Source organism: Streptomyces sp. NPDC001604 (assembly GCF_042893475.1).
Lineage (GTDB): Bacteria > Actinomycetota > Actinomycetes > Streptomycetales > Streptomycetaceae > Streptomyces.
On record NZ_JBIAUY010000005.1, the window covers coordinates 488,550 to 503,251 of the forward strand.

Consider the following 14,702-nt stretch of genomic DNA (forward strand, 5'->3'; position numbering starts at 1 on the left):
ACGCCTGCCCGCCCGGACGCGCCCGGACTACCGGCCTCCTACAGCGGCACGATGTCCGGCGCCCCCAACCGCGCCGCATCCGCCGTCAGGTCGTCCGGCTGCCGCTGCGACTCCCGCTCGGCCTCCACCCGCTTCTCGTAGTGCTCGATCTCGCGCTCGATCTGGTCCTTGTCCCAGCCGAGCACCGGCGCCATGAGCTCGGCCGCCTCCCGTGCGCTGCGCGTCCCCCGGTCGAAGGTCTCGATGGAGATGCGGGTGCGCCTGGTCAGCACGTCGTCCAGGTGCCGGGCCCCTTCGTGCGAGGCGGCGTACACGATCTCGGCGCGCAGATAGTCGTCGGCGGCCTGCAGCGGCTCCCCGAGGGAGGCGTCGGCGACGACGAGGTCGAGGACCTCCTCGGCCATCGACCCGTACCGGTTCAGCAGATGCTCCACGCGCACCACATGAAGACCCGTCCGCGCCGCGATCCGCGCCCGCGCGTTCCACAGCGCCCGGTAGCCCTCGGCCCCGAGCAGCGGCACGTCCTCCGTCACGCACTCGGCGACCCGCATGTCGAGGCCGTGGACCGCCTCGTCCACCGCGTCCTTGGCCATCACCCGGTACGTCGTGTACTTGCCGCCGGCGACCACGACGAGGCCGGGCACGGGATGGGCGACCGTGTGCTCGCGCGACAGCTTGCTGGTGGCCTCCGACTCTCCGGCCAGCAGCGGCCGCAGCCCCGCGTACACGCCCTGCACGTCGTCCCGGGTCAGCGGCACCGCGAGGACCGAGTTCACATGCTCCAGCAGATAGTCGATGTCCGCGCTGGAGGCGGCCGGGTGCGCCTTGTCGAGGTCCCAGTCGGTGTCCGTGGTCCCGACGATCCAGTGCCTGCCCCAGGGGATGACGAACAGCACGGACTTCTCGGTGCGCAGGATCAGCCCCGACGAGGAGCTGATGCGGTCCTTCGGTACGACCAGGTGGATGCCCTTGGACGCCCGCACGTGGAACTGGCCGCGCTCGCCGACCATGGCCTGGGTGTCGTCGGTCCACACACCGGTCGCGTTGACGATCTGCTTGGCGCGGACCTCGTACTCGCCGCCCGCCTCGACGTCCTGCACGCGCGCACCCACGACGCGTTCGCCCTCCCGCAGGAAGCCCGTCACACGCGCGCGGTTGGCGGCCTTCGTGCCGTACGCCACCGCCGTGCGCACCAGCGTGGCCACATAACGCGCGTCGTCCATCTGGGCGTCGTAGTACTGCAGGGCTCCGACCAGGGCGTCCTTCTTCAAGGCGGGTGCCACGCGCAGGGCGTGGCGGCGGGTCAGATGACGGTGCGTGGGCAGGCCGCGCCCGTGTCCGCGGGCCATCGACATCGCGTCGTAGAGCGCGACGCCCGAACCGGCGTACAGGCGCTCCCAGCCCTTGTGCTGCAGCGGGTACAGGAACGGCACCGGCTTCACCAGATGCGGGGCCAGCCGCTCCAGCAGCAGGCCCCGCTCCTTCAGCGCCTCCCGTACGAGCGCGAAGTCGAGCATCTCCAGATAGCGCAGTCCGCCGTGGATCAGCTTGCTGGACCTGCTGGAGGTGCCCGACGCCCAGTCCCGCGCCTCGACCAGACCGGTGGACAGTCCGCGTGTCACGGCGTCCAGGGCGGTGCCCGCACCGACCACGCCGCCGCCCACCACCAGTACGTCCAGCTCACGCTCGGCCATTCCCGCCAGTGACTCGGCTCGCTGCGCCGGCCCCAGTGTCGCTGTCCTCACCGCTGCCTCCCGCTATCGATAGCGTCGGCCGCACCCGTCGGGCGAAGCCCGGTTCTCATCCCCCATGCCCAAATTCTGACCGGCTTGCCCGGCTTCAGCCACCAGTCACCCCCAGCCTGTGGACAACATTCCCGAGACCTGCAGAAAACACGGACAACCAATCCCGCAAATCGGTCATATTTACTCCTAGTGTGACATTGCACTTCGCCTGTCCTGTCCACAGGACTTGCGCACCTGCCCCGCTTCGGTTACTGGGAGGACGGCCCACCCCATGCCCGCAGATCTCGCCGTCATCGGACTCGGCCCGTTCGGCCTGCCCCTGGCCCAGGCAGCCGTAGCGGCCGGCATCCCCACACTCGGCTATCGGACCGGGCCCGAGCAGGGCTCCCTCAGCCCCGCCGAACTGCGCCGGATGCTCTCGGGGGGCTTCCGGCACGCCACCAGCCCGGCCGAGCTCGGCCGGGTACGCACCGCGGTCATCTGCGCGCCGACCCCGCGCGGCGCCGACGGCAAGCTCGACCTCGGTCAGGTGGAGGCGGCCGCCCGCGCCCTGGCCGCCCGGCTGCGCCCGCACACCACGGTCATCCTGGAGTCACCGGTCCCCCCGGGCACCACCGAGGAGTTCCTGTGCCCCCTCCTGGAGGAGGGCTCCGGGCTGCAGGCGGGCCGCGACTTCCACCTCGCCTACTCCCCCAGCCGGGTCGACCCCGGCAACCGCGCCTTCACCCCGGCCAACATCCCCAAGGTGATCGGCGGCCTCACCTCCGCCTGCACCGAGTCCGCCGCCGCGTTCTACGGCCGCCTCACCGACAAGGTGGTACGCGCGCGTGGACTGCGCGAGGCGGAGACCGTGCAACTCCTGGAGACCAACTTCCGGCACGTCAACATCGCGCTCGTCAACGAGATGGCCGTCCTCTGCAACCACCTCGGCGTCGACGTCTGGGACGTCATCCGCTGCGCGGAGACCAAGCCGTTCGGCTTCGAGGCCTTCCGCCCCGGCCCCGGTGTCGGCGGCCACGCCGTCCCCCAGGACCTGAGCGGCGCCCCCGGCCGCCTGCGCATGGTCGAACTGGCCCAGCAGGTCAACAGTCAGATGCCCCGTTACGTCGTCCAGCGCGCCGCAGCGCTCCTCAACGAGCACGGCAAGTCGGCGCGCGGCGCACGCGTGCTGCTCCTCGGCGTCACCTACAAGCCGGACCTCGCCGACCAACAGGGCACCACCGCCCCGGAGATCGCCGTCCGCCTCATGGAACTGGGCGCCTCGATCAGCTACCACGACCCGCACGTCCCGTCCTGGAGCGTCCAGGACCGCCCGGTCCCGCGCGCGGACGCCCTCTACGAGGCCGCGGCCGAGGCCGATCTGACGATCCTGCTCCAGCAGCACCGGACGTACGACCTCCAAGGCCTGTCGGTGAAGGCGCAGTTGCTGCTGGACACCCGCGGAGCCGTCCCGACGGGGGCCGCCCACCGCCTCTGACCGCATATTTCACTGGCCGCCCTGTCATACCCACCTGTTGGTCTCCCTCCACTCGTCGCACACACGTGCGCACACTTTCTTCGCTTCACCATCCGCTCGTTCCCTCCCGTGGGGGGATTTCTGTCATGAGCCAGTCAGCTCCAACGCCGCCGCCGCAGCCCCAGCCGGTCGACGGCACCCCGGAGGTCCAGCAGCCGGGCGCGGTGCCGCAGCCTCCGGCGCCGGGCGTTCCGTACGCGCCCGCTCCGGCGCCTGCTCCCGTGAAGAACAACATCGGGCTCGGTCTGGGGGCCGCGTTCGCTGCCGCCGTGGTCGTCGCCGGTGTCTACGGCGCGATCATCGGCCTGACCAAGCACGAGATCGGGTGGGCGGCGGTCGGCGTCGGCTTCCTGATCGGCCTCGCCGCGGGCCGACTCGGCGGCCGCAACCCGGTTCTGCCGGTCGCGAGCGCGGTCCTGTCCCTGGCCGCCGTCTACGTCGGCCAGCTGGTGGGCGACGCGATACTCATCGCGGACCAGGTGAAGGTCGGCTTCAACGAGGTCTTCTTCCAGCACCTCAGCGTGGTCCAGGAGGCCTGGAAGACGGACGCCGACCCGCTGACGTTCGTGTTCTTCGCGATCGCCGCGTATGTGGCGTTCACGGGGGCCAAGAAGGCGGCGGTCTGACACTGCCGGTGCGCGGCGGGGCGGCGCGTCGGTGGTGAAGGGGGGCGCGCGGGTGCGGCGGGCTCCGGGGCTGGTGGCATGCGGGGCGCGGCGCCGGTACCGTACCTAGCAGGTGGGGCCCACCGCAGAGGGCAATGCAGTACTGCGCGGGCTCCTGGATGATTCACGAAGTGTCCGCCCCTAGCTCACTTGGGGGCGGCCGCTCACCACCGAGAAGGTGGAGCCCACCGCAGCGGGAACTGCGGCGGGCTCCTGGCCGGTTTACGGGTGTCCGCCCCTAGCTGATTTAGGGGCGGCCGCTCACCGGCCGTAAATCCGCAAGATCCACCTCCTCCGGAACTTCACCAGCCGAAGCCGAATCTGATCCCAGCGGGTGGGCTTGCGGTGACGGCCCATGGGCACGCCCCCTTCCATGACGCCGCCCGTTAACCCGGTTGGGCGGTCCATTGGAGCTCCGGGCCGGGCCCCGGGCACCGGGTCCGGAGACGTGCTCCTTGGAAGGGGGCGCCCCAACCAGCGGGTCGCCGATCACGGACACTACCGCCCGCTTACGCCCGTTCGGCCCACATTCGCCCCGAACGCAACCGCGCGCCCCCACCCCTCGACGCGCGCCCCCACCAGCCCACTTGGGCACGCAAAAGAGCCGGTCACCCACCCCTCGGGATGACCGGCCCTTCAGGCGCCGTAAGCCCTACCGCTTGTGCTGCGAGTCCGCCACCGTCACCTCGACCCGCTGGAACTCCTTCAGCTCGCTGTACCCGGTCGTGGCCATCGCCCGCCGCAGCGCGCCGAAGAGGTTCATCGAACCGTCAGGCGTGTGCGACGGGCCGGTGAGCACCTCCTCGATGGTGCCGACCGTGCCGAGGTCGACCTTCTTGCCGCGCGGGAGTTCCTCGTTGACGGCCTCCATGCCCCAGTGGTGGCCCTTGCCGGGCGCGTCCGTGGCGCGGGCGAGCGGGGAGCCCATCATCACGGCGTCCGCGCCGCAGGCGATCGCCTTCGGCAGGTCGCCGGACCAGCCGACGCCACCATCCGCGATCACGTGCACGTACCGGCCGCCGGACTCGTCCATGTAGTCACGACGCGCCGCCGCCACGTCCGCGACCGCGGTCGCCATCGGGACCTGGATGCCCAGCACGTTGCGCGTGGTGTGCGCGGCGCCGCCGCCGAAGCCGACGAGCACGCCCGCCGCGCCCGTGCGCATCAGGTGCAGGGCCGCCGTGTACGTGGCGCAGCCGCCGACGATCACCGGGACGTCGAGCTCGTAGATGAACTGCTTCAGGTTCAGCGGCTCGTGCGAGCCGGAGACGTGCTCCGCGGAGACCGTCGTACCGCGGATGACGAAGATGTCCACGCCCGCGTCCACGACCGCCTTGGAGAACTGGGCCGTGCGCTGCGGGGAGAGCGCGGCGGCAGTGACCACGCCGGAGTCGCGCACCTCCTTCAGGCGGGCGCCGATCAGCTCCTCCTTGATGGGAGCGGCGTAGATCTCCTGGAGCCGGCGCGTCGCCCGGTCCGCGTCGAGGCCGACGATCTCGTCGAGCAGCGGCTGCGGGTCCTCGTACCTCGTCCACAGGCCCTCGAGGTTCAGCACGCCGAGGCCGCCGAGCTCACCGATGCGGATCGCGGTGGCCGGGGAGACCACGGAGTCCATGGGGGCGGCCAGGAACGGCAGCTCGAAGCGGTAGGCGTCGATCTGCCAGGCGATCGAGACCTCCTTCGGGTCCCGCGTACGGCGGCTGGGGACGACGGCGATGTCGTCGAAGGCGTACGCCCGGCGGCCGCGCTTGCCGCGCCCGATCTCGATCTCAGTCACGTCTGTGGCCTTTCCCTGATGCGTTGCAGCGTCTTCCAGTATCGCCGACGGGTACGACAAGGGCGGCCCCGGTGCTTCCGGGACCGCCCTTGAAGGAGCCTGCTGACTGCTTGTGCGACTACTTGCGGCTGTAGTTCGGCGCCTCGACCGTCATCTGGATGTCGTGCGGGTGGCTCTCCTTGAGGCCCGCGGAGGTGATCCGCACGAAGCGGCCCTTGGACTCCATCTCCTCGATGGTGGCCGCGCCCACATAGCCCATGGTCTGGCGCAGGCCGCCGACGAGCTGGTGCAGGACGCTGGAGAGCGGGCCGCGGTAGGGCACCTGGCCCTCGATGCCCTCGGGCACGAGCTTGTCGTCGGAGGAGACCTCGCCCTGGAAGTAGCGGTCCTTCGAGTACGACTTCGCCTGGCCGCGCGACTGCATGGCGCCGAGCGAGCCCATGCCGCGGTACGACTTGAACTGCTTGCCGTTGATGAACTGCAGCTCGCCGGGCGACTCCTCGCAGCCCGCGAGCAGCGAGCCGAGCATCACCGTGTCGGCGCCGGCCGCAAGTGCCTTGCCGATGTCGCCGGAGTACTGCAGGCCGCCGTCGCCGATCAGCGGGATGCCCGCCGGACGGGCCGCGAGAGAGGCCTCGTAGATGGCGGTGACCTGCGGGACGCCGATGCCGGCGACCACTCGGGTCGTACAGATGGAACCGGGGCCGACACCCACCTTGATGCCGTCGACTCCGGCGTCGATGAGGGCCTGCGCGCCGTCGCGGGTGGCGACGTTGCCGCCGATCACGTCGACGGAGACGCTCGACTTGATCTTCGACATCCAGCTCAGGGCGTTGCTGTTGTGGCCGTGCGAGGTGTCGACGACCAGGAAGTCCACACCGGCCTCGGCAAGCGCCTGGGCGCGCTCCAGCGCCTCGGGGCTCGCGCCGACCGCGGCACCGACGAGCAGCCGGCCCTCGGCGTCCTTGGCGGCGTTCGGGTACTTCTCGGCCTTGACGAAGTCCTTGACCGTGATGAGGCCCTTGAGGATGCCGTTGTCGTCGACCAGCGGCAGCTTCTCGATCTTGTGCTTGCGCAGCAGCTCCATGGCGTCCACACCGGAGATGCCGACCTTGCCGGTGACCAGCGGCATCGGCGTCATGACCTCGCGCACCTGGCGGCTGCGGTCGGACTCGAAGGCCATGTCACGGTTGGTGACGATGCCGAGCAGCTTGCCGGCCGGGTCGGTGACGGGGACACCGCTGATGCGGAACTTGGCGCACAGGGCGTCCGCGTCGGCGAGCGTCGCCTCCGGGTGCACCGTGATCGGGTCGGTGACCATGCCGGACTCGGACCGCTTGACCAGGTCGACCTGGTTGACCTGGTCCTCCACGGACAGGTTGCGGTGCAGCACGCCGACGCCGCCGAGGCGGGCCATCGCGATCGCCATGCGGGACTCGGTCACCTTGTCCATCGCCGCGGAGAGCAGCGGGATGTTGACCCGGACGTTGCGGGAGATGCGGGACGAGGTGTCGACCGCGTTGGGGAGCACCTCGGATGCGCCCGGCAGCAGCAGCACGTCGTCGTAGGTCAGCCCGAGTGTCGCGAATTTACCGGGCACTCCGTCGACGTTTGCAGTCATGACACCTTCCCCAAATGGCCTTGATCGGTGCGGATGTCCATGCTAACGGGAAGCACGGCTCTCGAATTCCACGGTTCCGCGTGACTCTGGGCTTCGTATGTTCGTACGGAATCGTCGAGAGCCCTGTTCAAGGAAGGCGCTTACGGCAGTGCGGTCACTGCTCCGCGAGTGCCCTGAGCCGGCTCAGTGCCCGGTGCTGTGCGACCCGCACCGCTCCGGGTGACATTCCCAACATCTGTCCCGTCTCCTCGGCCGTGAGACCCACCGCGATCCGCAGCAGGAGCAGCTCGCGCTGGTTCTCCGGCAGGTTGGCCAGCAGTTTCTTGGCCCATTCGGCGTCGCTGCTGAGCAGCGCCCGCTCCTCCGGGCCGAGCGAGTCGTCCGGCCGCTCGGGCATCTCGTCGGACGGGACCGCCGTCGACCCCGGGTGCCGCATCGCCGCCCGCTGCAGGTCAGCGACCTTGTGCGCGGCGATGGCGAAGACGAACGCCTCGAAGGGCCGGCCGGTGTCCTTGTAGCGCGGCAGCGCGAGGAGGACGGCGACGCAGACCTCCTGCGCGAGGTCCTCCACGAAGTGCCGGGCGTCACCCGGCAGACGTGACAGACGCGTGCGGCAGTAGCGCAGCGCCAGGGGGTGGACATGGGCCAGCAGGTCGTGTGTGGCCTGCTCGTCCCCGTCCACGGCGCGGTGGACGAGTGCACCGATCGCCCCTGCGGCGTTCGCCGCCTCGTCGTCGCGCATCGGTCCATGGTGCCTTGCGGCCGCGCGGGCCGTGGCACCGTGTCCGATGTTGTGCACCGAAGCGTTATGAGCAGGTGCGCCGGAACTCATCCCTTGCGCCCTCCCCTTCCGCTCGACCGACTCGTCCCCGAGAGACTCCACACCTCAAGGATGCGGCATCCGCGCCGAAACGAGCATCGGGTGCCCGGCGGGGCCTTTTGACAAGCGGCTCCGAGGGGGTGCGGGTGCCGTTTCCCGCGCCCCATGGTTGCGGCCGGCGTCGAGGCCGGTGCGTGCTTGCGGCATGCCGGACGAAGGCCCTCGCAGCAGAGCTGCCAGGGCCTTCGACCGGTGCACCGAAGCGCCCGCCTGCCGGGCGGCGTGGGGGCGCGCCCGAACTTCCTCGGGGTCGCCCGGTCCGACCCACCTTGCGGTGGGCGGGGGTTCTCGAACCCCCGCTGCAACACATCCGACCGGCCTAGCGGACCAGGCCCCAGCGGAACCCGAGCGCCACGGCGTGCGCCCGGTCCGAGGCGCCGAGCTTCTTGAAGAGCCGCCGGGCGTGCGTCTTCACGGTGTCCTCGGAGAGGAACAGCTCGCGGCCGATCTCCGCGTTGGAGCGGCCGTGGCTCATGCCCTCCAGGACCTGGATCTCACGCGCCGTGAGCGTGGGCGCGGCGCCCATCTCGGCGGAGCGCAGCCGGCGCGGGGCCAGCCGCCAGGTCGGGTCGGCGAGGGCCTGCGTGACGGTCGCGCGCAACTCCGCGCGCGAGGCGTCCTTGTGCAGATAGCCGCGGGCACCGGCGGCCACCGCGAGGGCCACGCCGTCCAGGTCCTCGGCGACGGTGAGCATGATGATGCGCGCGCCGGGGTCGGCGGACAGCAGCCGGCGGACGGTCTCGACGCCGCCCAGTCCGGGCATGCGTACGTCCATCAGAATCAGGTCCGAACGGTCGGCGCCCCAGCGGCGGAGGACTTCCTCGCCGTTGGCCGCGGTCGTCACGCGCTCGACGCCGGGCACGGTCGCGACCGCGCGGCGGAGCGCCTCTCGGGCAAGCGGGGAGTCGTCGCAGACGAGGACGGATGTCATGGCCGCCCTCCGCAGCTGATGCACGTCACCTTGAGCCTCCAGGCTGGTACGAAATCGTCACCTGTGCGGTCGACCGTCTCGGACGCCTGCCCGAGCACTTGTTGCTTCAACCGCCTCCGCACTCTCAACGATGGTCACTCGAAAGAGTTACGGGGGCGTGTGCCATCTTCGGCACTCTACGTGAGGGCACGGACACGGTGCAGACATGCAGGGCGGACCCTCAACGTTTCATCACAACCCATGCCCCATTTAGCCCTTTTTCTTCCCATCTACTGGTGTCTGAGGCTAGATTCGCAATGAGTCATATTTTCATCTCCTTAGATCGTAGATATACGGTCGTGGGCACCGTATCCGCTCAGAACGGCTACAAGGGGTCACGCAATGGCAGATTTCTCCCGCCTTCCCGGACCGAACGCGGACCTGTGGGACTGGCAGCTTCTGGCTGCCTGTCGCGGGGTGGACAGCTCGCTCTTCTTTCATCCGGAGGGTGAGCGCGGTGCGGCCCGGAGCGCTCGCGAGAACTCGGCCAAGGAGGTCTGTATGAGGTGCCCGGTGCGCGCGCAGTGCGCGGCGCACGCGCTGGCGGTGAGAGAGCCGTACGGCGTCTGGGGCGGCCTGACCGAGGACGAGCGCGAAGAGCTGATGGGGCGGGCACGGAACCGGCTGGTGGCGGCGGCGACCGCCGGGGACGGCGTCTCGAACAATTGAAGGAACGTTTCTGCGTTCCCGGGTCCCTGAGCTCCCGGAACCCGAGCTCCCCATGAGAAGGGCACGCGTGCGTGCCCTTCTTCACTGCCGGGCGGCTGCGCGCGCGAGTTGCTCCAGGGTGGCCGCGACCGCGGGCACCTGGGCCAGGTCGGGCAGCGTCAGCGCCACGATCTCCCGCCGCACCGCCGGCTCCAGCGTCAGCACGCGCGCGTGCCGCGGCCGTACCGACTCGATGGCGAGCTGCGGCAGGACTGCGACGCCGAGGCCTGCACCGACCAGGCCGACGACGGCCGGATAGTCGTCGGTGGCGAAGTCGATGCGCGGCGTGAACCCCGCGCTCTCGCACACCTCGACCAACTGCCCGCGGCAGCGCGGGCATCCGGCGATCCACGGCTCGTCCGCAAGGTCCCCGATGGACACGGCCGGGGCCTGCGCGAGCCGGTGCCGCTCGGGCACGAGCCCGACGAGCCGGTCGCTCAGCAGCGGCCGTACGACGAGGTCGTCCCACTCCTCCGCGCCCGCCGCGCGCTCGTAGCGGAAGGCCAGCGCCACGTCGCAGTCGCCCTCGCGCAGCAGCTCGACGGAGGCGGGCGGTTCGGCCTCCTCCAGGGAGACCCGGGTGCCGGGGTGCGCGGCGCGCAGGGCCGCGAGGGCGGTGGGCACGAGCGTCGAGCTGCCGCTCGGGAACGAGACGAGCCGTACGCGTCCGGCGCGCAGCCCCGCGATGGCCGCGACCTCCTCCTCCGCCGCCGTGAGCCCGGCCAGGATCCCCGAGGCGTGCCGCACCAGCGCCTCACCGGCCTGGGTCAGCCGCATCTCGCGCCCGCCGCGGACGAGCAGCGGCGTGCCGACCGACGCCTCCAGGGCCTTCATCTGCTGGCTGACGGCGGGCTGCGTACAACCCAGTTCGCGCCCCGCGGCCGAGAAGGAGCCGGTGGTGGCGACGGCGCGCAGAACGCGCAGATGGCGGGCTTCGATCACGGTTCGAGGATAAGGGAGGCTTGGGGAAGTCCGGGATTTACGACGCCGAGCTTTTACGTCGCGCGCACTGCGGGCCCACACCACGCTGAGCAGCACGGCGGCGCCAGGCCCTCGATGCCCCAACCGTGTCCTCGGGGTGGGTGAAGCGGTTCACGCAGAAGGGTGCTCCGGGCGCTTCCACGGGTGAAACTGTTGCCGCCGCTGTCGGCGGCGGGCGAGGCGCTGCATCCGGACGGCCGCGGGGCGGCGTGTCCGTACCTGGGGAAGCACGTTTCCTGACGAACCGTCAGGCACGTGCTCTTCCCGGATGCTTCACCACCGTCGGGCCCTGTGCAGAGATCGGATTCCCCCAGTCCGGGTCACTACCCTTGGGCCATGACAACGGCTCTGATTACGGGATCGACCGCGGGCATCGGCGCCGCGTTCGCGCGGCGGCTGTCGGCCGACGGGCACAATCTGGTGCTCGTCGCCCGGGACACCAAGCGGTTGCAGGAACAGGCGACCGAACTGCACGACCGGCACGGCATCGAGGCGGAGGTGCTCACCGCCGACCTCGCCACGGACGAGGGCATCGAGGCCGTGGCCGCGCGCCTGGCCGACCGCAGGAACCCCGTCGACCTGCTGATCAACAACGCGGGCTTCGGCAACAAGGGCCGCTTCCTCGACGTGGCGATGGCCGACGAGCTGACGATGCTCAAGGTGCACTGCGAGGCGGTGTTGCGCCTGACGGCGGCGGCGACCGAGGCGATGCGCGAGCGCGGCCGCGGCGGTGTCGTCAACGTCGCGTCCGTGGCCGCCTTCGTGCCGCGCGGCACGTACGGCGCCTCCAAGGCGTGGGTCGTGCAGTTCACTCAGGGGGTCGCGAAGGACCTGGCGGGCAGCGGGGTGCGGTTGATGGCGCTGTGCCCGGGGTTCGTGCGGACCGAGTTCCATCAGCGGGCCGGGATGGGCACGGACAACATCCCCGGGTGGATGTGGCTCGATGCCGACAAGCTGGTGGCGGCGGCGCTGTCGGACCTGGCGCGGGGCAAGTCGCTGTCCGTTCCGGACGCCCGGTACAAGGCGCTGATGGGGATCGTGAAGGTGACGCCCCGGGGCCTGCTGGGCGGGGTCACCTCGCGGACCGGGCGGAAGTACGGGCCGCAGTAGCCTCCGGCGCTCGGGAGGCGCCGTGGGGCCCCGGTGGGAGAATGGTGCTGGCACTGAGGTTCGCCTCGCGAGGTTAGCGCCGGCCACCTCTGTCGACCTGCTTTTCTGCTGGGGGCCAGGGGGCCCGCGGCGAAGCCGCTGATGTCACCGCCCTCCGAAACAGTGCAGTAACCGGACCTCGGGGACCGGAGGCAAGACCATGACCTTCGTCCAGATCATCGACTGCAAGACCAGCCGGTTCGACGACATCAACCGGCTGATGGACACCTGGGTCGAGCAGACCAGGGGGAAGCGGACGGCGACGCACGCGGTGGTCGGAAAGGACCACTCCGACGCGTCCCACTACATCGAGATCGTCGAGTTCCCCTCGTACGAGGAGGCGATGCGGAACTCCAACCTGCCCGAGACCGACAAGATCTTCCGCGAGATGGTGGCTCTCTGCGACGAGATGCCGACCTTCACCGACCTGGACGTCGTGCGCGACGAGCAGCTGTACGCGGCGAACGTGCGGCGGTTCTTCGAGACCATCGCCGTCAAGGGCGAGCTGCCGCCGCTCGACGATCTCATCGCCGAGAACTACCACGACCACGATCCCGCCAACGAGCAGGACACCATGGGCATGGACGCCCTGCGGCGTGAGATCGGCATGTGGCGCAGCGGGTTCGACTTCACCTTCGACATCGAGGACCAGATTTCGCAGGGTGACCGGGTGAACACCCGGTGGACCTGGCGCGGTACCCAGACCGGTGAGTTCATGGGGCTCCCGGCCACCGGCAAGAACGTCGTCATGACGGGCACGACCACCTTCCGGTGCAATGAGGAAGGGAAGATCGTCGAGGGCTGGTGGCAGTACGACCGGCTCGGGCTGATGGCGCAACTGGGCGCGCTGGAGGGGCTGGAGAGGTAGGAGAACGGCGAAAGGCCCGGCACCCCCAGGGGTGCCGGGCCTTCGTACCGACTACTGAGCTGCGTCAGTGGGCGTGGCCGTGGCCGTGGCCCGCGGCGGCCGGCTCTTCCTCTTCCTTCTTCTCGACGACCAGGGTCTCGGTCGTCAGCAGGAGGGAGGCGATGGAGGCCGCGTTCTCCAGGGCGGAGCGGGTGACCTTGACCGGGTCGATGACACCGGCCTTGACCAGGTCGCCGTACTCACCGGTGGCGGCGTTGAAGCCCTGGCCCTTGTCGAGCTCGGCGACCTTGGAGGTGATGACGTAGCCCTCCAGGCCCGCGTTCTCGGCGATCCAGCGCAGCGGCTCGACGACCGCGCGGCGGACGACGGCGACACCGGTGGCCTCGTCGCCGGTCTTGCCGAGGGAGCCCTCGAGCACCTTGGCGGCGTGCACCAGCGCGGAGCCACCACCGGAGACGATGCCCTCCTCGACCGCGGCGCGGGTCGCGGAGATGGCGTCCTCCAGACGGTGCTTCTTCTCCTTCAGCTCCACCTCGGTGGCGGCGCCGACCTTGATCACGCACACGCCGCCGGCCAGCTTCGCGAGGCGCTCCTGGAGCTTCTCGCGGTCCCAGTCGGAGTCCGTGTTCTCGATCTCGGCCTTGATCTGGGCCACGCGGCCGACGACGTCCTCGGAGTTGCCGGCACCGTCGACGAGGGTGGTGTCGTCCTTGGTGACGGTGACGCGGCGGGCGGAGCCGAGCACGTCAAGGCCGACCTGGTCGAGCTTGAGGCCGACCTCCTCGGAGATGACGGTGGCGCCGGTGAGGACCGCCATGTCCTGCAGCATCGCCTTGCGGCGGTCGCCGAAGCCCGGGGCCTTCACCGCGACGGCGTTGAAGGTGCCGCGGATCTTGTTGACGACCAGCGTGGACAGCGCCTCGCCCTCGACGTCCTCGGCGATGATCAGCAGCGGCTTGGAGGAGTTGGTCTGGATGACCTTCTCCAGCAGCGGCAGCAGGTCGGCGATGGAGGAGATCTTGCCCTGGTTGATGAGGATGTAGGGGTCCTCCAGGACGGCCTCCATGCGCTCCTGGTCCGTCACGAAGTACGGCGACAGGTAGCCCTTGTCGAAGGCCATGCCCTCGGTGAAGTCCAGCTCCAGACCGAAGGTGTTGGACTCCTCGACGGTGATGACACCGTCCTTGCCGACCTTGTCCATCGCCTCGGCGATGAGCTCGCCGACCTGCTGGTCCTGCGCGGAGAGCGCGGCCACGGCGGCGATGTCGGACTTCTCGTCGATCGGGCGGGCGGTGGCGAGGAGGTCCTCGGAGACGGCCGCCACGGCCGCGTCGATGCCCTTCTTCAGCAGCGCCGGGGAGGCACCCGCGGCGACGTTCTTCAGGCCCTCGCGCACCAGCGCCTGGGCGAGCACGGTGGCGGTGGTGGTGCCGTCGCCCGCGATGTCGTTGGTCTTGGTCGCCACCTCCTTCACCAGCTGCGCGCCGAGGTTCTCGTACGGGTCCTCGACCTCGACCTCACGGGCGATGGTGACGCCGTCGTTGGTGATGGTGGGCGCGCCGAACTTCTTGTCGATGACGACGTTGCGGCCCTTGGGGCCGATCGTCACCTTGACCGTGTCGGCCAGCTTGTTGACGCCGCGCTCGAGGGCGCGACGGGCGTCCTCGTCGAACTTCAGGATCTTCGCCATGGGAGCGGTTCAGCCCTCTCGGAAAACGTGGGTGAAACGAACTGCGCCCCGGACGCCCGGCTTCATAAGGTCGCGGGAACCCGGGGCGCAGCTCACAAGCAAAATGCTTCGGTGAAGCAGGTGCGGGATTTC

At 70.1% G+C, this 14,702-nt stretch carries 12 protein-coding genes; 5 read left to right on the plus strand and 7 right to left on the minus strand.

All coding sequences use genetic code 11. The features are described from left to right. Window positions 1-38: 38 nt before the first annotated feature. A complete protein-coding gene (locus ACFY1E_RS18160; protein WP_389076851.1) occupies window positions 39-1,745 on the minus strand; it encodes a glycerol-3-phosphate dehydrogenase/oxidase in 1,707 nt (568 codons plus the stop codon). Between the two features lie 271 nt (window positions 1,746-2,016). On the opposite strand from ACFY1E_RS18160, the gene ACFY1E_RS18165 reads away from it, so the two are divergent. Together ACFY1E_RS18165 and ACFY1E_RS18170 are read left to right on the plus strand one after the other, a co-directional pair. Next, window positions 2,017-3,222 (plus strand): nucleotide sugar dehydrogenase, encoded by a 1,206-nt coding sequence (locus ACFY1E_RS18165; RefSeq protein WP_389076854.1) that lies wholly within the window; start codon window positions 2,017-2,019, stop codon window positions 3,220-3,222. 125 nt (window positions 3,223-3,347) lie between these two features. Next, window positions 3,348-3,887 (plus strand): hypothetical protein, encoded by a 540-nt coding sequence (locus ACFY1E_RS18170; protein WP_389076855.1) that lies wholly within the window; start codon window positions 3,348-3,350, stop codon window positions 3,885-3,887. Between the two features lie 691 nt (window positions 3,888-4,578). Here ACFY1E_RS18170 and ACFY1E_RS18175 read toward each other — a convergent pair. The 4 genes from ACFY1E_RS18175 to ACFY1E_RS18190 all read right to left on the minus strand — a co-directional run bounded on the left by ACFY1E_RS18175 (window position 4,579) and on the right by ACFY1E_RS18190 (window position 9,135). After that, on the minus strand, window positions 4,579-5,703 hold the full coding sequence (locus tag ACFY1E_RS18175) for a GuaB3 family IMP dehydrogenase-related protein (RefSeq protein WP_030930340.1): 1,125 nt from the start codon (window positions 5,701-5,703) through the stop codon (window positions 4,579-4,581). A 118-nt stretch (window positions 5,704-5,821) separates the two neighbouring features. Further along, a complete protein-coding gene (gene guaB / locus ACFY1E_RS18180; protein ID WP_389076858.1) occupies window positions 5,822-7,324 on the minus strand; it encodes an IMP dehydrogenase in 1,503 nt (500 codons plus the stop codon). Window positions 7,325-7,478: 154 nt separating this feature from the next. After that, window positions 7,479-8,066 (minus strand): sigma-70 family RNA polymerase sigma factor, encoded by a 588-nt coding sequence (locus ACFY1E_RS18185; RefSeq protein ID WP_115906402.1) that lies wholly within the window; start codon window positions 8,064-8,066, stop codon window positions 7,479-7,481. 457 nt (window positions 8,067-8,523) lie between these two features. Then, on the minus strand, window positions 8,524-9,135 hold the full coding sequence (locus ACFY1E_RS18190; protein ID WP_003948568.1) for a response regulator transcription factor: 612 nt from the start codon (window positions 9,133-9,135) through the stop codon (window positions 8,524-8,526). 381 nt (window positions 9,136-9,516) lie between these two features. Between ACFY1E_RS18190 and ACFY1E_RS18195 the strand changes: the two genes are divergently transcribed. Next, a complete protein-coding gene (locus ACFY1E_RS18195; RefSeq protein ID WP_115906403.1) occupies window positions 9,517-9,843 on the plus strand; it encodes a WhiB family transcriptional regulator in 327 nt (108 codons plus the stop codon). An 81-nt stretch (window positions 9,844-9,924) separates the two neighbouring features. Here the strand turns inward: ACFY1E_RS18195 and ACFY1E_RS18200 are convergent, their stop codons facing one another. After that, on the minus strand, window positions 9,925-10,824 hold the full coding sequence (locus tag ACFY1E_RS18200) for a LysR family transcriptional regulator (protein ID WP_389076861.1): 900 nt from the start codon (window positions 10,822-10,824) through the stop codon (window positions 9,925-9,927). Window positions 10,825-11,199: 375 nt separating this feature from the next. Between ACFY1E_RS18200 and ACFY1E_RS18205 the strand changes: the two genes are divergently transcribed. Together ACFY1E_RS18205 and ACFY1E_RS18210 are read left to right on the plus strand one after the other, a co-directional pair. Continuing rightward, complete coding sequence (locus ACFY1E_RS18205) at window positions 11,200-11,973, plus strand: SDR family NAD(P)-dependent oxidoreductase (RefSeq protein WP_389076863.1); 774 nt, start codon at window positions 11,200-11,202, stop codon at window positions 11,971-11,973. A 199-nt stretch (window positions 11,974-12,172) separates the two neighbouring features. Further along, entirely contained in the window at window positions 12,173-12,880 is a 708-nt protein-coding gene (locus ACFY1E_RS18210; RefSeq protein WP_389076865.1) for an ester cyclase, read from the plus strand. 64 nt (window positions 12,881-12,944) lie between these two features. Here ACFY1E_RS18210 and groL read toward each other — a convergent pair whose 3' ends face one another. Beyond that, window positions 12,945-14,570, minus strand: a complete 1,626-nt coding sequence (gene groL / locus ACFY1E_RS18215; RefSeq protein WP_389076866.1) for a chaperonin GroEL — start codon at window positions 14,568-14,570, stop codon at window positions 12,945-12,947. Window positions 14,571-14,702 lie beyond the last annotated feature (132 nt).